A 17,770-nucleotide genomic window follows, 5' to 3' on the forward strand; every position below is an offset into this window, starting at 1 on the left:
CCTCCTTTTCGATTAGATCAGCCGAAAAGTTGACGGGCTTGTTCATTCCATTTTTTCAAGTCCGTTTCTGATACGCCGAGATGTTTTAAAGCATTTAAAAGCTGCTCAACATATTCGCGCTTTTCTTCATTTTTTAAATCCAAAGTCGTTTCATCGAATGCGACTTTTTCTATATGAACACCTGCTTGTTCAAATAATTCCATTGCATATGGATGATTTTTGTAATCTTTTGCATAATATACACTTTGAATACCCGCTTGAATAATCGCTTTTGTGCAAGCTAAGCATGGAAAATGCGTGACGTAAATTTCCGCTCCTGCTGTTGCCACTCCAAATTTGGCGCATTGCAATATCGCATTCATCTCCGCATGGATCGTTCGAACACAATGGTTATCAATCACATAGCAGCCTTCATCAATACAGTGAACTCCTCCTGCGATCGAGCCGTTATATCCCCCCGCAATAATCCGTTTATCGCGGACAATCGTAGCACCGACAGCAAGTCTTGTACATGTGCTTCTCAGCGCAAGCAAATGGCTTTGCGCCATGAAATAATGATTCCAAGAAATTCGATCCACTTTTACCCCTCCGAATTTTGTAAACATTCTTTTTCAGTTTATCGACAAGTCTTCATGTTCGTCAACGCTAATCTCATTTTTGATCTTTTCAAACGTTTTTTCTCCTATACCGGTAACCTCCAATAAATCCTCTTCTTTTTGAAACGGCCCGTTTTCTTCACGGTGTGCGATAATTGCTTCCGCTTTTGCAGGGCCGATTCCCGTTAATTTTTGCAGCTCTTCCTTTGTCGCCGTATTAATATTGATTTTTTCTTTCTCTTGCGGTCTTTGTAAAGCATCAGCATTTGCGCCGCTTTCATCCATAAGAGCATTTTCGTCAATTTTTTCGCCTAGCTTTGGCACATAAACAACCATACCGTCTGTTAGCTTTCTGGCCAGATTCACACGATTTCCGTCTGCCTGGTCATTCATTCCTCCAGCTTTTTCGATTGCTTCAAACACCCTGCTGGATGACGGCAATTCATAAACACCAGGCTTACGAACAGCCCCCTTTACATCAATAAAAATCATCGTCGTCTGTTCGTTACGGTGCTCATTCTCTTCTTCGTCATCATCTTCTCTGCTTTTTTGCATCGGCGTTCGTTCATCCGTTTCCAGCAATGGTTCATCGGAAACTTCGATCTCGTTTGAATCACGCCAGTTGTTGATGATAAAAAACAAAATGGCAGCGAAAATGATTAACAAAAAAACCCCATACTTTTTTATAAAAAGGAAATGGTTCATACACATGAATTCCCCTTTCTAAATATTCATTCATAAAATAAGGCAGCAGAACATATCGTGTAGGAGAACAATGTTAAAAAAAGGAGGGGTGAAAAGTGAAAATAGGGTTTATAGGAACCGGCAATATGGGGCGTATTCTCATTGAAGCTTTTTGCGAGGCAAAAGTATCAACACCCTCATCGTTGTTTATAACGAATAGAACGATTCAAAAGGCATATGCCATCAAACGGAAATATCCTGAAATACATGTTTGTACATCAAGTATAGAGGTCGTTCATCAAAGCGATTTCATATTTCTATGCGTTAAGCCTTTAGATATACACCCCCTTTTAAAGGAACTGAAAACTGGTTTACAAGGACATCAATGTTTAATTTCCATTACGAGCCCGATTTCAGTCGAGCAAATCGAATCGGCTGTTCCATGCCAAGTAGCCCGAGTCATACCAAGCATAACAAACAGGGCTAAAGCGGGAGCTGCTTTGCTGACATTTGGAAATAGATGCAGCGAACATACAAGAAATACCATTCTTTCCATGTTTGAAAAAATATCAAAGCCAATCTTAATAGAAAATAACATTACCCGTGTTGCATCTGATATCGTCAGCTGCGGACCGGCTTTTTTCAGCTTTTTGCTACAAAAATTTATTGAAGCTGCTGAGGCGGAAACAGACATTTCGAAAGAGGATGCGGTTCAATTAGCAAACGAGATGATGATCGGCATAGGCAAGCTGCTTGAAAGCGGGTATTACACGCTTCCGACATTGCAGGAAAAAGTGCACGTAAAAGGGGGAGTTACCGGAGAGGGGATTAAAGTGCTTGAAAATGAACTAGGCGACATGTTTCATCATTTATTTCAAAGCACCCATGCAAAATTTGATGAAGATTTACAAAAAGTGAGGCATCAATTTGACAATGAATAATATTCTGCAGGGCTCATGAAAATTCCTGCTAAAATGAAAAAAACCATCGAAAAAAAATTACATTCGATGGTTTCAACTTTTTTTCGCAATATAAAATATTCGTTCCGCCTGCTCGATGTCCGGGCTTTGAAAAATTCCATCCGTTATGTCAACGATCGTAAAGCCGCACTTTTCCAACATATGTCGGTACTCAGAAATTGAAAAAGTTCTTTGATAATGGTCTTCATCCAACCGTACATAATCCGTTCCATTGTTCACAAAGAAGGTTAATTCATGAATGACACTGTTTGGATATTCACCGTCAAAGCATTTCCAAATATAGCTGACATCCTCATCATTATCAGCGAATACAGCATGTTTAAATATTTTCTCCATTTTATGAACAGAATGGGCATCAAACAGAAATAAGCCGTTTCGGTTCAAGTGGTCGTATACGGCTTGAAACGTTTTGACCACATCCTCTTCCTTCAGCAAGTAGTTGATGGAATCGCAATTTAATAACACCGCATCAAAAGGCTCGTAGCCTTTAAGCTCCCTCATATCTTGTTCAATAAAGAGCGCATCAAACCCTTTTTTCATCATCTTTTCCTGGGCAACGGCGAGCATTTCTCCGGAGAGATCGACACCTGTTAGCTCATACCCAAGCTCTGCCATCCTATACGATATTTCTCCTGTTCCACAAGCTAAATCTAGCACCTGGTTCCCGCCGTTTCCATATCGTTGAATCTCTTGATGCAAAAATTGCGCCCATTCATCATAAGGAACATCTTTCATTAATCGGTCGTACACAGATGCAAAATGCTTATAAATCAAGCTAACCACTCGCTCACTTCTTCGCGTGGAGCATCTCCCCATAATTTTTCTAAATTATAATAGCTTCTTTCATCCCTGTGGAAAACATGAGCGACGACATCTCCTAAATCAATGAGAACCCATTTTGCCTCGTCAAACCCTTCGAGACGCTTGACGGGAATTCCGTTTTCCTCCGCTTTCTCTTTCATTTCTCTGGCAATTGCTTGCACATTTTTTTCGTTATTCGCATGGCAAATCATAAAATAATCAGCTATTAGTGAGATTCCTTGCATGTTTAATACTACGATATCTTCTGCTTTTTTATCGCTGCCTGCTTTAACAGTTAAAGCTAGAATATCACGCGAATTCATCCACTTCACTCCTTCAATTTTTCATTACGAGCGCATTATAAGTTTTAAACGTTTCAGGGTAAATCGGCTGCTTTTTCTTCATTAAAAATGCAATCGTATTGGATATCGACTGAACGAGCGCTTCATTTAAATCTTTTTGTGCCAATTCCCTGACTTCATCGACTCCGGGGAAGCTCCTACCCGGTTCAATATAATCAGCTAAATAAATCACTTTTTCAAGAAGAGTCATGTTTTCTCTTCCGGATGTATGGTAGCGGATCGCATCTAAAATTTCTTTATCAGAAATGCCGACTTCCTTCTCGACTAAATAGGCGCCAACAGGTGCATGCCAAAGTTCTGTATTATATTCCAGCAAGTCCTTCGGCATATTTTGTTCAATAATAATTTTTCTCATTTCATCTTTTGGCCGAAATTTGGCATAATCATGAAAAATAGCTGCTAATTCTGCCTTTTTCACATCGGCGCCGTACCGCTTTGCCAAACTGATGGCTGTCTCCATTACGCCTAAAGTATGTTGATAACGCTGTTTCGTTATCGCCTTTTCCACAACTGCTAACGCTTTTTCACGTTCCATATAATCGATTCTCCCCTATATATTGAATAACTTTTTTGGGCAGAAGATAGTCCACCGCTTGTCCGTTTTTCAATCGCTCTCTGATCATTGTAGAGGAAACATCAAACTGAGGAACTTCCACCTCTTTTACGAAAAATGTGCTCTCATTCGAGTATCCGTTACGTTTCACGCCGACAAATTGCACCATATCCATCAATTCCTCTATTCGATGCCAATGAGGCAAATTTTCAATCATATCTGATCCAATAATAAAATAAAATTCTTCGTTTGGATATCTTTCTTTCAATATTTTCACTGTGTCATACGTAAAAGACGGACCCTCTCTTTCAAGTTCAATTAATTGGACTTGAAAAAATGGATTTCCTTCAATTGCTCTTTTCAGCATATTTACCCGGTGGTGTGTTTCTGTCACCGGCTCCTTTTGTTTATGGGGTGGAATATTGTTCGGCATAAACCATATTTTGTCCAGATTAAGAGAATGAAGAACCTCATTGGCCATTAATAAATGTCCGTTATGGGGCGGGTCAAATGTCCCCCCAAAAATTCCGATTTTACCCAATTTTTCCGCACCATCCGTTCGTTTATTCAGGCAAAAAGATTTGTTTTTTTTCTTTTGATTCTTTATATAAAACAATGACATTTCCGATGATTTGGACGAGATGGGCATTTGTCCCATCAACAAGTGCTTGAGCAACTGCTGCTTTATCTTCATCACAATTTTTCAGCACGTTCACTTTTATGAGCTCTCTTGCTTCTAAACAATCGTTCACCTGCTGAAGCAAATTTGAATTTACTCCGCCCTTTCCAATTTGGAAAATCGGGTTCAGATGATGTGCAAGAGAGCGTAAAAAACGTTTTTGTTTTCCAGTTAAAGTCATGATTTTCCTCCTAATTTTTCATATACGAGCTTTTTCATTCGACTGACATCAGGTTCCGCATTCGTCCATATTTGAAACGCACATGCCCCTTGATAAACAAACATTCCTACTCCGTCAACAGTTTTAAGGCCCAGCTTTTCAGCCTCTTTTAATAACATCGTTTTCAGCGGATTATAAATGATATCAGCAACGACAGTTCCGCCGTGAACGCGTCCAGTTAATTCAATCGGCTTTTCTTCGATATTCGGCTTCATCCCGATGGATGTCGTTTGAATGATGACATCATATTCATTGGACGTTTGATCGAGTTGTTGGAATGAATAAACGTTTCCTTTTGTCTCATAGCTGCAGTTTTCCTTTAACAGATGAGCCCGCTCTGCTGTTCTGTTTACAATATCAATGAACGCAAAGCCTTCTTTCGCCAGCGTTGTATAGATCGCCCGAGCGGCTCCGCCCGCCCCGATCAGCAGCACTTTTAAATCTCGGGGATTGGTATTGTCAATATGCTCTTTCAATGACAGGTAAAATCCGTATCCGTCTGTGTTAAAACCGATTAATCTCCCGTCTTCGTTTTTTACTGTATTTACCGCGTGAAGCAATTGAGCCGATTCATCCAATTCATCAAGAAAAGGAATGATGGACACTTTATGCGGAACCGTTACATTAAACCCCTTTATGCCAAGAGCCTTCATCCCTTTTACCGCTTGTTCAAGCTCTTCCCCTTTTACTTGAAATGCGTGATAGCGGGCATTCATATTTAAGTAATCGAAAGCATCGTTATGAATGAGAGGGGAAAGCGAATGACCGATCGGGTCGCCTATTACTCCGTAAACTTGCTCCATTTGAAATCCTCTCCACCTTTTTGTTTTTATATTAATGAATGACGGACGCCCACATGTACATCTTTAGGTGCATAAGCAACGACTCTTTTCGGTCCATCGTGGATCGTTACCCATCCAAGACCTGAAAACACGATATCTTTCTTTTTTTCATTTATAGTGAATTCGTGCGGGACAAGTTCTGGAAAGGATTCGACTGCTTCTTTACTAGGAGGGGTTAAAAGCTCCCCTAAATGTGTTGCATATAAATGATCCGCCTTCTCCAGTTTTGTTCGATGAATGTCAATGCTGTTCGGAATATAGCACACAATGGAGGAACGTCCTCCCTTTATATAATCCAGTCTTGCCAATCCGCCGAAGTATAAAGTTTGCCTTTCATTTAACTGGAACACTCTAGGCTTAATTTCTTTTTTCGGCGATAGAAGCTTTAGGTCGCGCTTATCAATAAAGTGCGCCATCTGATGATCATTGATAATGCCTGGTGTATCGTATAAAACTGCGCCGTCATCTAACGGAATTTCAATTAGATTGAGCGTTGTGCCGGGATAATGGGAAGTTGTAATGATATCCCCTTCTCCCGTAACCTCCTTCAAGATTCGATTAATAAAAGTTGATTTCCCAACATTTGTACATCCAACAACATACACGTTTTCTCCGTTGCGATAATGATCTATTTGCTCTGCCGCTTCTTTAATGCCATGTCCCTTTTCTGAGCTGATTAAAAGCACATCCAATGGCGTTAATCCATACTCTTTTGCTTCTCTCTTCATCCAACGAATAACCTTTTCTTTTTTCACCGATTTTGGAAGGAGATCTGCTTTATTGCCGATTAAAATGACTGGATTGTAGCCGATAAAACGCTGTATGCCGTTGATCCAGCTTCCGTTAAAATCAAAAATGTCGACAACCTTCACAACAAGAGCTTTCGTATTGCCAATGCCGTGCAAAATTTTTAAAAAGTCCTCATTTGTTAACGAGACATCTTGAATTTCGTTATAATGTTTCAGCCGAAAACACCTTTGGCAGATCGGCTGTTCTTTCTCAAGAGCAGCTTTTGGAGCATATCCAATTTCAGATGGATCTTCCGTTTGAATTTTTACTCCGCACCCGACGCAAACCTTCTCATCCAAACTCATCACTCCTCCCAATGCAGCATGCCTTTCTGTTTTAACAATTTTAAAATTTTCCTTTCAATTTTCCTGTTGATCCGGGTCCAAAAGCCGTCAGTAGACGATACAGGCACAACTAAAATCGTATGAAAACCGCAGAGATTCCCTCCGAGAACATCTGTCAGCAGCTGGTCGCCGACCACAACAACTTCTTCTTTTTTCAGCCCCATCTGCTCAGCCGCTTTTTTAAACGCTTTTGCACGGGGTTTTCCCGCTTTCGAAATGAACGGAATATTCAGCGGTTCAGAAAACGAACGGACGCGTTTTTCGTTATTATTTGAAACAATTGTCACTTTAATCCCGTTCTGTTCCATCATTTCAAACCAATTTTTCAATTTCGGAGTTGCGTTCGGCCTGTCCCATTCTACTAAAGTATTATCTAAATCGGTAATAATACCTTTTATACCTTTTTCCTTTAAAAAATGAGGATCAATATGAAAAACGCTTTTCGCATATTCTCCGGGCAAAAACCTTTTCAGCAAATTGAACACCTCTTAATTCAATAAATAGACTACTGTTAAACTATTTTTCATCATACCGAATTTCGAGTTTACTTTCAAAACAATATTGTTTTCACAAAAAAAATTCGACAATTTTTTAACATATTCAACAGCTGTGGATAATTTTATACACAATATCCACCTATTCATATCAATCTTTAGTAAAGTATATAAACAAACTACCCACAGCTTTTCCACCGAAGGCTGTGGATAACAGAACGGTTGTTCTCTATTAAAAAACATGGTAAATTTATGGTAATAAATAAAGGAGGTGCTTTCTCCATAACATGATCGCTTCTATGAAAAATTTATCGGACGAATTTTTAATTGAATCTTACTATAAAGCAACCGAAATGAGGCTTAGCAAAGAATTCATCGAATTAATAGAATTGGAAATAAAGCGCCGCTCGCTCTCTCACTTATTAAAAGCATCGTCTTAGCGGTGTCTTTTTTTTGCTTAAAATACCTACCCCTGAGGCGCATGGCTGCATGTTCCACAGCCGCTAAACTCCTTTAACAGATAATCGTTGATGTTAATCCACAATGACTTAATACCTTTCAACTGATGATCTCCGATACCAATCCATTTTTCTTCACTGTCTCATTATAACTAAAACTCAGCTGTTTTCCATACTCTTTCCCCTTTTTCATGAAGGACATACAAGGACAAAGCCGCAATCACATACAATTTAATAATACGTAATGCGGGGGTGAAAAACATGTCTGGAATTTTGACTGCACTAAGCTATTTTATAAAAGAATTGGTTTTTCTCGTTTCATATGTAAAAAACAATGCTTTCCCTCAACCGCTTTCCCCAAATGAAGAAAAAAAATATCTCCGCCTGATGGCCGAAGGAAATGACGAAGCAAGAAATATATTAATTGAACATAATTTGCGCCTTGTCGCTCATATTGTCAAAAAATTTGAAAATACAGGTGAAGACTCAGAAGATCTCATATCCATCGGCACAATTGGTTTAATTAAAGCGATTGAAAGCTATTCCGAAAACAAAGGGACAAAGCTTGCTACATATGCCGCAAGATGCATTGAAAATGAAATTTTGATGCATCTCCGTTCCTTAAAAAAAACAAAAAAAGATGTTTCCCTACACGATCCTATTGGCCAAGATAAAGAAGGAAACGAAATCAGTTTAATAGATGTGCTAAAATCAGAAAATGAAGATATTATCGACACGATTCAATTGAATATGGAGCTGGAAAAAATTAAGAAATATTTATCGATTCTAGACGAAAGAGAAAAAGAAGTCATTATCGGGCGGTTTGGATTGAATACGCAGCAGGAAAAAACGCAGCGTGAAATTGCAAAAGAGCTCGGCATTTCGAGGAGTTATGTTTCCAGAATCGAAAAAAGGGCACTTATGAAAATGTTTCATGAGTTTTACCGAAATGAAAAAGAAAAAAAGATGTCAAAAGAATAAAAGGAAAAGCATTTTCAACGAGATTTTGTGCGAAATTTGCGAGAGTTCCTGAATGATTTACTCGCGTAAAACTGCAAAATTCATTTTAAAGTGGCTTTCCGATATGTGACATCCCATAAAAACTCAACATTAACCTTATTGCAGGTTTTCCAGCGCATTGGCGCAAATCGAGATATAAAAACGAATCTCAAAATTGACCGATTAATAAAAATCGCAGAAAGCGAATCCGCTGTTTGACGTAAAATGGTGGTAACATGATTTGACAGGATGCGAACGTTACGGTTGAGAGCCCATTACAACTGCTTTCAATCTGTAAAAAGGCAGCCTTTATTGCAGCGCTAGTTGCTGTTTTCATATGAAACAGAACAATGCCGCCTTCATTCACCTAATGTTTTATCAAAAAAGAGGGGCTCAAAAGAGTCAGCTATACTGACTTTTTGGAGCCCTTTTTCAAGAAACGATTAAGATTGCAATTTATCAAGCTTTTTTTGATATTTCGATGACAATTTAAAAAATAGAATAGAACTGGCTAACATCATCGTTGAAGTTCCGATTAGCATTATTTCTTGTATATTTGTCCGAGGTGAATGATTAGGAATCCATATTCCGATGTATAAAAAGGTTCCGACAGCTAGCAGAACGAGAGCAAAATGCTTATAGTCTTCTATTAATTCTTTTAATTTTTTCTCCTCCATGATATCACCTAATCGAATTAGTTATTCTATATTATAAAAGAATAACATATCGATTCGGGCTGATAGGCTTGTAATAGTTTCCATTTACATTCAACTTAGTTCTTCAATCATTTTCAGAACCAATTCCGATGAATTGAAAGCCGCTTTGTCTAAAAATTGTTCAAAGGAAATGTTCGACTCTTTTCCGGCGATATCTGAGAGCGCCCGGATGATGACAAAAGGCGTTTGAAATTTGTAGCACACTTGCGCGACAGCAGCAGCTTCCATCTCAACAGCGTACAAATGGCTGAATTTAGACCGGACAAAAGCTACTTTATCGGGGTCGTTCATAAAAGAATCCCCCGTTGCGATCGCCCCTTTTACCGTCTGAATTCCTGAAATGTCTTTTGCTTTTCTTTCAGCGATTTCAATCAGTTTTTCATCGGCCTTAAAGGATGGAGGAAGCCCGGGAACTTGACCATATTCATACCCAAAAGCCGTCACATCTACATCATGATGGCGAACCTCTGTGGATATGACAACATCCCCTACGTTTAAAGACTCATGAAATCCTCCGGCGGAGCCGGTATTGATCACATAATCCGGCTGATATCGCTCCAACAGCAAAGTGGTGCTTACGGCTGCATTCACTTTTCCAATTCCTGATTTTAATAAAATCGTATCAGTTTGATTGTATTTCCCAATCATAAAACTGCAGCCTGCAATCTCCTCTTCTTTTGTACAATCCAATTTCTCGCGCAGGATGCGAACTTCTTCTTCCATTGCACCAATGATTGCAATTTTCATATTCCAACATTCCTTTCTATCATGAATAGCTATAAAAATCATAAAAAAAGATCCCTCAAGTGTTTGACAGTCAGCTTTTTACACATGAGGGTCTTTTTTGCTTTTCAGTCTATTTTAATACTTCAACTCTAGTCGGTTTCCAGCCCTCTCCGTCTATCCATGTAATGGATACTCTATATTTTTTTCCGTCTGCTTTGTTTTGAATCGTTCCTTTCGCATCATTCGGGCTTCCGTTATTGCCGATCCAAAGGGTCTGCATATTTTCAAGAGAAACACCTGTTGCATAGCTTAATGCTTTCTCCATTTCCTTCCAATCTACAGATGACTTTTTATAAGTCGTAACGTGCTCACCTGTCTGGACTGTTCCGATCGGTTTCCAATTTGGATTTTCAATGATTTGTTCAACATCGGAACCTGCTTCTCCTTCAGTTACTGTTGCACCTTCAAAAGGATCATCGCTCGATTCCTTTTCTTTATTTGCTGATTGTGTATTTTCGTCCTCTTCCTCCTTAATTTCATTACTTTCATTCTGTTCAGCTGCTTTTTCTTCTTCCCGCTGATCGTTAGATTGTTCAGCTGTCTCTTCTTCGATATTTTTAGATGAGCTTGATTGCTCTTTTTGTTGTTCACTGTTGGAATTCGCTTGTTCAGTACCGCCTCCCAAAAAAAGCTGAGAAGCAATAACGAGGATGAGTAAGGCGACAATTCCAATTAAAATATTTAAAATCAAATTCGTTTTTCGTTTTTTATCCCGAATTTCATAACGAGAACCCGCCATTCCCCGTCAACTCCTTTGTTTCTCCAATCTTTGAGTTATTATTTTAACATACTTTATTCTTCATTAACATTATAAATCTGTTCAACCATTTCGTAAAAAACATCATTTGTCTTTGCTCTACCGCTCGTTTTGTTCATATCAACAACAACTAAGGCATATTTCGGATGTTCCGCAGGAAAAAAACCGGCAAACCATTTATGATATAATTTTTTTCCATTGTCGTTCAATGTTCCCGTTTCGGCAGTGCCTGATTTGCCGGCTACTTTAACAGGCAAGCTTTGAAACGCTCTGCCGGTTCCATCAGGATGAGCGACTACTTGAAGCAGGAGATCCGTTAATTTTGATGATGTTGCAGGGGAAATTTTTTCTCCTTTCATCAAATGGTTCTTGAATGTATACATCGTTTCTCCGTTTTTATATAAAATTTTATCCACGACTTTCACTTCTCTTTTTTCTCCTCCGCGAGCAATTGTAGCCATCATATTCGCGACAGCTAGAGGAGTAACCTTTACATTTTTTTGTCCGATGGAGGTTTGTGCGATGGCCTTTGCTGACTTTTTGTCGCTGTCATCTCCCCAAATCGTTCCTCTTTGCTCCCTTGGAAATTGTTTAAATTGATCGTAATGGTATACTTTTCCCGACCAGCCTGAGAAGCTGAGAAGGCCAAGCTTTTCTGCGTATTCTTCAATTATATTGCTCTTTTTTTGTATTAATTCCTGACCGATCGTAGCAAACGCATAATTGCAGCTTTTCGCAAAGCTTTCTTCAAACGTAAGCGTTCCAGCCCGCTTTTCTTCCTCTTTTTCTGTTTGGCCGTAGACATTCCGGTCACAATTAAATGTTCTTTCCGGTTTGATCATGTTTGTGTCGATCGCTGCTGCAGCGATAACGGTTTTAAAAACAGAACCAGGAAACATTGCCGAAAGCATTTTATTTTCATATGTTTTTGGATCATTCCGGTCCAGATCCGGTTTAGAGGCCATTGTAACTACTTCGCTGTTTTCAATGTCTAACAGAACGAGGCCGCCTTCATTTACTTGATGTTTTGTTAAAATTTGTTCAGCTTTTTCTTGCAAATGTTTGTCAATCGTTGTTTGAACGGCAATTGGGTAAAATGGATTGGAATCGGCAATATATTTTACATTGACGCCGAAAAGAGGCCTGCCGAGACCATCAACATGATATAAAAGTCTTGACGCATCTTCCGGCTGCAAAAATTCATCAAACGCCTCCTCCAGTCCAGTCACGCCTACTTCAGGACTTAATGACGTGATCTCTTTGTCAGGGTATCTTTTTTTCCATTCCGTTTCATTTTCGCTTGTCATCCCAATAAGATGGGAAGCAATATTGTCTGATTGCTCTGTTTTCATAAAGATGCCGAATACTCCCGGAATTTTTAACTTATTGATGGCTTTTATATCCTGTTCATCAAGTTGAAATCCTTTTTCTTTATTCAACAAAATAGGTTCATTTTTCGTTCCTTTCAATAATTGTTCGATTTCATCCTTGCGAACAGAAATGGCTGCCGCCAATTGATCGATCGGCCATTGATAATTTTTCAGAAATGGAAATAAAACGAGCGTAGGCAAATATGTTTCGTTCAAAGGTTTATTTTCACGATCAATAAATCGACCCCGCCCATCATCTATAATTACTTCTTGTGTCCTCTGTTTGACGCTTTCTTTCATCAAATTGACATCTTGTTCTGAAAATGACTCGGTTTCAAGCAGTTGAATTTGCGCAAGTCTATATATGAGAACACCCATTAACAAAATGATGAAGACGCCTATATATTTTATTCGCTTATTCATAAAAAAAACACCTCGTCTTATATTTTCGACGAGGTGCGCACATCTTAAACTATATTAAAAGGCTATCAACATTAATCAACACGTACAATTTTGACTGTCATATCGCCGCCAGGCGTCTGAACTACAACTTCTTCCCCTACTTGACGGCCGAGCAGGCTTTTAGCCATCGGAGAATCATTGGAAATTTTCCCTTCGAAAGGATCTGCTTCTGCACTTCCGACAATTGTATAAGTTTCTTCTTCTCCATCAGGCAATTCAATAAACGTAACAGATTTTCCAAGTGAAACAGTTGTTTTATTTTCTGTGTCTTCTTCAATAATTTTCGCATTGCGAATCATATTTTCGAGCGTTGTAATGCGTCCTTCTACAAAAGCTTGCTCTTCTTTTGCTGAATCATATTCAGAGTTTTCTGATAGGTCGCCAAATGATCTTGCCACTTTTATTCGTTCTACAACTTCTTTTCGCTTTACCGTTTTTAAATACTCAAGTTCTTGTTCAAGTTTTTCTTTCCCAGCTTTCGTCATAGGAAATACCTTTTCTTCCGCCATAATAGTCCTCCTTTTCTTTATATCCCCCTAATGGTTCCTAAAAAATGAAAGAACTTTTCTGCCGTTCTTTCGACAGAAAAGAATCTTTTATAACATAGTTATAGAAGGAAATATTTATCTATGATATGTTATTACAAAATAATCGGCAGTTCAAGAAACGTTTTGCTTTTTTATAAAAAAATCCAGATTCTTCCCCTATCTTGTCTCTTTTCTCATCATATTATACGGATATAGCGGATGCTCGCACTTGAAGCGGATTATTTGCAAAGGATGTCTTGCTGCATCCAATTCATTTCCATCTTCATCCCAAATTTTATCGATGACAATGCGAAAATTGTCAATTTGCGGACCGAAAAATTCTACTTCGTCACCGGGTCTGAAATGGTTTCTTTGCTGTAATGTCACCATTTTCGTTTCTGGATTCCAGTCAAGCACAAGCCCGACAAAGTCGTATGCTGTTTTTTTGCTGTGAGTGCCAAATAATTGCTCTTGATAACCAGGCACTCCTTCAAAAAAGGCAGGAGCCGTTTCTCTGTTCGCGCATTTATCCAATTCTTCCAGCCATTCCTGTTTCATGACAAAATGATCGGGATCGGCGCAGTATGCATCAATGACTTTGCGATATACACTGACAACAGTTGCAACATAGTGAATGGATTTCATGCGGCCTTCAATTTTCAAGCTGTCGATCCCCATTTCAATCATTTTCGGAATCGACTCAACCAATTTTAAGTCTTTAGCGCTCATTGCAAATGGCGAGTCTTGCTCAGCAAACATAGGCACTTCTTTGCCTTTATAATATTCATATAAATCATAATCCCACCGGCAGGACTGACAGCATCCTCCTCTGTTTGAGTCTCGCGCTGTCATATGATTGCTTAATGTGCAGCGGCCTGAATAGGCAATGCACATCGCACCGTGAATAAACGTTTCGATTTCAATATCTACTTTTTCTTTTATTTCTCTAATTTCTTCAGCGCTCGTTTCCCGTGCTAGGACGACCCGCTCCAAACCTTCCTCCTTCCAAAATTGGACAGCTTTCCAATTCGAAAGGGATTGCTGAGTGCTTAAGTGGACTTCCAATTTTGGGGCTACCTTTCTGCACGTTTCAATAATGAGGGGATCTGCGACAATGACCCCTGACACTCCCGCGTCTTCGAGCGCTTTTAAATATTGATCGAGTCCAGGGATGTTTTCATTATGTGCATAAATGTTTGTCGTCACATATATTTTTGCCCCGTACTGATTAGCAAATTGAACTCCTTCTTTAATTTCCTCAATGGAGAAATTATCGGCATTGGAACGCAAGCCGTACTCTTGTCCGCCAATGAAGACGGCATCAGCACCGTACATGACGGCGATTTTTAATTTCTCCAAATTTCCGGCAGGTGCAAGAAGTTCAGGTTTTTTCGTTATGACCCTTTTGCCGTTGATAATTGTTGAAATTTTATCTTTCACAACCGGCATGCGAACTCCTCCTTTAACGTTTTTTTAATAAACGGTCTCTTTAAAGAAAAATCCTGTATCCAACGGGCGGTTTGGCGGCTGTATTTCCTCAATTTCAGCGTACAGCTTGTCTTTAACATTTTCATATTGCTCTCGATCCTCAGCGCATAAATCGATCGCCTTCCGATACTTTTTCGTCACTTCTACAATATATTCCGGAGTTTTCAGCACGCCATCTATTTTAAAAGAATCAATTCCTGCATCAACCAGTTCCTCCAGCTCGTCAATGATGCAAATATCATTCGGACTCATAATATGGGTTCCATTTTCATCCTCAAAAATTGGATATTTGTTATTTCTCTCTTTATCATGCAAAAACATATTTTTGCCGTATTTATAATTGTGAATTTCCATCGCTTTCCCACGATATTCAAAATAATTGCCGATAAGAGATCTTTTGGACTGAAACATGCACGTCATTCCGTGGACTTGGACTTCTATTTCCACTTCTGCATGCTCTTTCGTTTCAATGACAGCTTCCATGCTTAACTCCCGAGCTAGTACTGCACGCTTGGCGCCTTTCCTTCCCCAATAGTTGCATGCATACCAGTTGGTTGCGGTTGTTTCCGTATTCCAATGGAGCTTCATCTCCGGAGCAACTTCCCTAACAGTCATTAACACAGCTGGATCACCGAATACAATCGCATCTGCCTTCGCATTATGAACAAATTTTACATAATCTGCAAGCTCGTCTACTTTATCATTATGAAAAATTGCATTCATTGCAACGTATACTTTTTTTCCATATTGATGGGCAAGGTCAATCGCATCTAATACATCTTTTCGATGAAATTCCCCTGCAAGCCTTAAGCCATAACGCTGTTCGCCGATGATAAAAGCATCTGCGCCAGCTTTGCAAAGGCTCTCAATATTTTTGACATTTACAGGTGTGACGAGCAGTTCGGGTTTTTTCATTCCCCTTCACCCCTTTTTATACTGAAGGCTAATCCGTCGCCTATCGGAATAATAACGGTATCCCAATCGGGCTGATTCATTAGCCATTCATTATATTCTTTAATTTTCTTCGCTAAAGATTTTAACCTTTTTGATTCTATCATTTCTTCAGCGACTAGTCCTTTAAAAAGAACATTATCCGAAAAAACGACCGCTCTTTTTGACAGCAAAGGTTCATATGCTTGAAAAAAACGTTTATATTGCCCTTTGCTCGCATCGATAAAGAGCGCATCAAACGGGCCGTCAAGCTTGACTTCCTGTACGATTTCTAGAGCATCACCGTGATAAATGGTAATTTGATTTTCAAGGCCGCAAGCTCGAATATTTTGTTCCGCTAGTTCAAATCGATGAGGATCTATTTCAATCGTTACAATTTTTGTGTTCGGCAGCGCTTTTGCCATCAGAATCGCCGAATAGCCGATCGCCGCCCCAATTTCCAATATTTTGTTCGGCTGATGGAGCTTTAAAATATGAAGCATGACAGACAGCGCCCGCTCTTCCATAATCGGCACCTTCTGCTCTTTTGCATATGCTTCTAATTGAACTAATTTTTCATCTTTGGTAGTAGAAAAATTTGCTAAATATTCCTCGATTTTTTTGTTTGGCAAAATGGACACTCCTAAAAAACTCCCTTAATCAAAGAAGAGTTCTGTTCGAACTCTTCAAGTTTGTTTTTTTAGCTCGATATATTTTAACATAAAAGAAAAAGGAATGCGAATCGCAAACCTTTAATCCTTTTCCGTAATATGCTTAGCTTTTTCTTTGTTATGCTCATCCAGCGTCTTCGTAAATATAACTTCCCCTTCTTTCGTTGCGAGAAAATAAAAATAGTTTGTATCGGCAGGATTTGCTACAGCATCTAGTGACTGCTTGCCAGCATTGGCAATCGGCCCCGGCGGAAGTCCTTTATGTTTATATGTGTTATAGGGAGAATTGACTTCCAAATCTTTATAGTATACGCGCTCCTTATGCTTTCCTAATGAATATAAAACGGTTGGATCTGTCTGGAGAGGCATGTTCTTTTCTAAACGATTGTAAAAAACGCTGGCTATTTTTTCCCTGTCGGCTTTTTCCGTCGCTTCCTCCTCCACTAAAGACGCTAATGTTAAAAATTGATGAGTGGAAAGACTCAGCTCTTTCATTTTGTTTCTATAAGGAACAAGCATTTCATCTGTCTTTTTAATCATTGTTTCAATGATTTCCGACAACGGAGGAGATTCCTCATAAAACGAATAAGTAGCCGGATACAAATATCCTTCCAATGCATATTTTATACGTCTGTTGAAAATGTCATCTGTTATTGTATTAGGATACTTTTTTTGCATTTGTTTGATAAACTGTTGGTTTGTTAATTGGTTCATAATTTCTTTTTTTGAATAGGGAGTATGTTTGGCGATGATGTCAGCAATTTCTGATAGTTGCAATCCTTCCGGGATCGTTAATTTAATAGCTGCTTCTCCCATTAATTCGCCTTTTTTTAAGCGTTCAACGATTTCTTGAATCGTCATCGATTGATGAAATTGATAATTTCCTGCTTGAAACCCTGATTCATTTTTAAATTTCACGTAATATTTAAACACGATCGCACTTTTAATGATGTCATTTTTTTCTAAAATAGAAGCAATTTGCGATACGGAAGATCCAATCGGAATTTGTACCTTTACAGGTTCCTTATTATCCGGATCAACAGGCTTTAATGCAGATCGCACATATAAATACCCGCCGCCAATCACTCCAGCAAATAGAACAACAAAGGCAATCAGGACAGTTAACACAGTTTTTCGAACAATTTTCGCTATATGCAGTTTTTCTTGGAGTTTCTTATCCAAAAATTCCTTATTCGAATCCGAATCCGCCATCAATTCATCCTCCTTCCGTCCCGATTATTATACTACATACACGCATTTAT

Annotated in this window: 22 protein-coding genes; 3 read left to right on the forward strand and 19 right to left on the reverse strand. The window is 39.0% G+C overall.

Features of this window, described 5'->3' with window-relative positions:
• Window positions 1–17 precede the first annotated feature (17 nt).
• On the reverse strand, window positions 18–578 hold the full coding sequence (locus tag NSQ44_RS13045) for a ComE operon protein 2 (protein ID WP_063388016.1): 561 nt from the start codon (window positions 576–578) through the stop codon (window positions 18–20).
• A gap of 33 nt (window positions 579–611) precedes the next feature.
• Entirely contained in the window at window positions 612–1,262 is a 651-nt protein-coding gene (locus NSQ44_RS13050; RefSeq protein WP_340805777.1) for a helix-hairpin-helix domain-containing protein, read from the reverse strand.
• A 134-nt stretch (window positions 1,263–1,396) separates the two neighbouring features.
• On the opposite strand from NSQ44_RS13050, the gene comER reads away from it, so the two are divergent.
• A complete protein-coding gene (comER, locus tag NSQ44_RS13055) occupies window positions 1,397–2,221 on the forward strand; it encodes a late competence protein ComER (protein ID WP_340787976.1) in 825 nt (274 codons plus the stop codon).
• 72 nt (window positions 2,222–2,293) lie between these two features.
• On the opposite strand, the gene NSQ44_RS13060 is transcribed toward comER, so the two are convergent.
• From NSQ44_RS13060 to NSQ44_RS13095, 8 genes are read right to left on the reverse strand one after another with little or no spacing between them, the layout of a single operon-like run.
• Entirely contained in the window at window positions 2,294–3,043 is a 750-nt protein-coding gene (locus NSQ44_RS13060; RefSeq protein WP_340857239.1) for a class I SAM-dependent DNA methyltransferase, read from the reverse strand.
• The gene (gene rsfS, locus NSQ44_RS13065) at window positions 3,031–3,384 is read right to left on the reverse strand and encodes a ribosome silencing factor (RefSeq protein ID WP_063388012.1); all 354 of its coding nucleotides are present in this window, start codon (window positions 3,382–3,384) and stop codon (window positions 3,031–3,033) included. Before rsfS ends, NSQ44_RS13060 begins: the two co-directional genes overlap by 13 nt.
• A 13-nt stretch (window positions 3,385–3,397) precedes the next feature.
• Entirely contained in the window at window positions 3,398–3,958 is a 561-nt protein-coding gene (gene yqeK, locus NSQ44_RS13070) for a bis(5'-nucleosyl)-tetraphosphatase (symmetrical) YqeK (RefSeq protein ID WP_063388011.1), read from the reverse strand.
• The gene (locus tag NSQ44_RS13075) at window positions 3,948–4,517 is read right to left on the reverse strand and encodes a nicotinate-nucleotide adenylyltransferase (RefSeq protein WP_066250550.1); all 570 of its coding nucleotides are present in this window, start codon (window positions 4,515–4,517) and stop codon (window positions 3,948–3,950) included. Before NSQ44_RS13075 ends, yqeK begins: the two co-directional genes overlap by 11 nt.
• Window positions 4,518–4,539: 22 nt before the next feature.
• Window positions 4,540–4,836, reverse strand: a complete 297-nt coding sequence (yhbY, locus tag NSQ44_RS13080; RefSeq protein WP_340857240.1) for a ribosome assembly RNA-binding protein YhbY — start codon at window positions 4,834–4,836, stop codon at window positions 4,540–4,542.
• Entirely contained in the window at window positions 4,833–5,678 is an 846-nt protein-coding gene (gene aroE / locus NSQ44_RS13085) for a shikimate dehydrogenase (RefSeq protein WP_063388008.1), read from the reverse strand. Before aroE ends, yhbY begins: the two co-directional genes overlap by 4 nt.
• A 26-nt stretch (window positions 5,679–5,704) precedes the next feature.
• On the reverse strand, window positions 5,705–6,811 hold the full coding sequence (yqeH, locus tag NSQ44_RS13090; protein ID WP_445659507.1) for a ribosome biogenesis GTPase YqeH: 1,107 nt from the start codon (window positions 6,809–6,811) through the stop codon (window positions 5,705–5,707).
• The gene (locus NSQ44_RS13095; protein WP_094246256.1) at window positions 6,811–7,326 is read right to left on the reverse strand and encodes a YqeG family HAD IIIA-type phosphatase; all 516 of its coding nucleotides are present in this window, start codon (window positions 7,324–7,326) and stop codon (window positions 6,811–6,813) included. Before NSQ44_RS13095 ends, yqeH begins: the two co-directional genes overlap by 1 nt.
• A 317-nt stretch (window positions 7,327–7,643) precedes the next feature.
• Here NSQ44_RS13095 and NSQ44_RS13100 point away from each other — a divergent pair, with 317 nt between their 5' ends.
• Window positions 7,644–7,784: a sporulation histidine kinase inhibitor Sda gene (locus NSQ44_RS13100; protein WP_063388169.1), complete on the forward strand. Its 141-nt coding sequence runs from the start codon at window positions 7,644–7,646 to the stop codon at window positions 7,782–7,784.
• 279 nt (window positions 7,785–8,063) lie between these two features.
• Window positions 8,064–8,783: an RNA polymerase sporulation sigma factor SigK gene (gene sigK / locus NSQ44_RS13105; RefSeq protein WP_063388005.1), complete on the forward strand. Its 720-nt coding sequence runs from the start codon at window positions 8,064–8,066 to the stop codon at window positions 8,781–8,783.
• A 461-nt stretch (window positions 8,784–9,244) separates the two neighbouring features.
• On the opposite strand, the gene NSQ44_RS13110 is transcribed toward sigK, so the two are convergent.
• From NSQ44_RS13110 to mltG, 9 genes are all read right to left on the reverse strand, one after another.
• Window positions 9,245–9,478, reverse strand: coding sequence for a YrhC family protein (locus tag NSQ44_RS13110; RefSeq protein WP_063388004.1), 234 nt, complete (start codon window positions 9,476–9,478; stop codon window positions 9,245–9,247).
• Window positions 9,479–9,568: 90 nt separating this feature from the next.
• Window positions 9,569–10,264 (reverse strand): 5'-methylthioadenosine/S-adenosylhomocysteine nucleosidase, encoded by a 696-nt coding sequence (gene mtnN, locus NSQ44_RS13115; RefSeq protein WP_063388168.1) that lies wholly within the window; start codon window positions 10,262–10,264, stop codon window positions 9,569–9,571.
• 109 nt (window positions 10,265–10,373) lie between these two features.
• Window positions 10,374–11,042, reverse strand: a complete 669-nt coding sequence (locus NSQ44_RS13120; RefSeq protein ID WP_339196895.1) for a YrrS family protein — start codon at window positions 11,040–11,042, stop codon at window positions 10,374–10,376.
• Window positions 11,043–11,095: 53 nt separating this feature from the next.
• Entirely contained in the window at window positions 11,096–12,853 is a 1,758-nt protein-coding gene (locus tag NSQ44_RS13125) for a peptidoglycan D,D-transpeptidase FtsI family protein (protein ID WP_340857242.1), read from the reverse strand.
• 71 nt (window positions 12,854–12,924) lie between these two features.
• Window positions 12,925–13,401: a transcription elongation factor GreA gene (greA, locus tag NSQ44_RS13130; protein WP_063388001.1), complete on the reverse strand. Its 477-nt coding sequence runs from the start codon at window positions 13,399–13,401 to the stop codon at window positions 12,925–12,927.
• Between the two features lie 195 nt (window positions 13,402–13,596).
• Window positions 13,597–14,868, reverse strand: coding sequence for a peptidase U32 family protein (locus tag NSQ44_RS13135; protein WP_340857244.1), 1,272 nt, complete (start codon window positions 14,866–14,868; stop codon window positions 13,597–13,599).
• 24 nt (window positions 14,869–14,892) lie between these two features.
• Window positions 14,893–15,822 carry a peptidase U32 family protein gene (locus NSQ44_RS13140; RefSeq protein WP_063387999.1) on the reverse strand — a complete coding sequence of 310 codons (930 nt, stop codon included), beginning with the start codon at window positions 15,820–15,822 and terminating at the stop codon, window positions 14,893–14,895.
• Window positions 15,819–16,469, reverse strand: a complete 651-nt coding sequence (locus NSQ44_RS13145) for an O-methyltransferase (protein ID WP_340857245.1) — start codon at window positions 16,467–16,469, stop codon at window positions 15,819–15,821. Before NSQ44_RS13145 ends, NSQ44_RS13140 begins: the two co-directional genes overlap by 4 nt.
• Window positions 16,470–16,589: 120 nt before the next feature.
• Window positions 16,590–17,720, reverse strand: coding sequence for an endolytic transglycosylase MltG (mltG, locus tag NSQ44_RS13150; RefSeq protein ID WP_340787998.1), 1,131 nt, complete (start codon window positions 17,718–17,720; stop codon window positions 16,590–16,592).
• Between the last annotated feature and the right edge of the window lie 50 nt (window positions 17,721–17,770).

The organism is Aeribacillus sp. FSL M8-0254 (genome assembly GCF_038008845.1).
GTDB lineage: Bacteria > Bacillota > Bacilli > Bacillales > Aeribacillaceae > Aeribacillus > Aeribacillus composti.